The following is a 523-nucleotide window of genomic DNA, read 5'->3' on the forward strand; positions in this document are numbered from 1 at the left end:
CATAGTCACATCCAGTACATCCTCGACCCCGGTGCAGCAGCTCCACGCAGCCGTTGTCCATGTTGAAATGGCAGGCTCTTGCATCGTACTTCATGTTTGTGTCCTCTCTGCCTTACGGTACCTTTACAGTTGTAACCTTTGTGATACGGTCTTTCTTCTGATAAGGTTTCGGACACACAGCCGTTTGGAACAAGCCGGAGCTTGTCGGGGCAAGGCCCCTCCATCTTGCTTGCGCAAGACCGCTCTGCCGCTTAAAAGCCCCACTGGGGCTTTCATTGCTGCGCAACCGCGGCATTCTCATTTCCGAAGAAAACAAAAATCCGAACCCTTCTCCTATCGAGAAAAGGTTCGGATTTTCATGGTTTGGTGCGATGGAAGGGACTCGAACCCCCGGCCTACTGATTCGTAGTCAGTCACTCTATCCAGCTGAGCTACCAACGCATACGTTCCATTCGGAACATGATGTATTTTATCACTCAGACTGGGTTTTGTCAACCGTTTTTTGCAAATATTTTTGTCTTTT

Annotated in this window: 1 tRNA gene; it reads right to left on the reverse strand. The window is 49.3% G+C overall.

What is annotated here, in order from left to right:
* Positions 1-364: 364 nt before the first annotated feature.
* Positions 365-441: transfer RNA gene (locus IE317_RS44185), tRNA-Arg, on the reverse strand.
* Positions 442-523: the final 82 nt, after the last annotated feature.

This window comes from Amycolatopsis bullii (assembly GCF_014654205.1).
GTDB lineage: Bacteria > Actinomycetota > Actinomycetes > Mycobacteriales > Pseudonocardiaceae > Amycolatopsis > Amycolatopsis plumensis.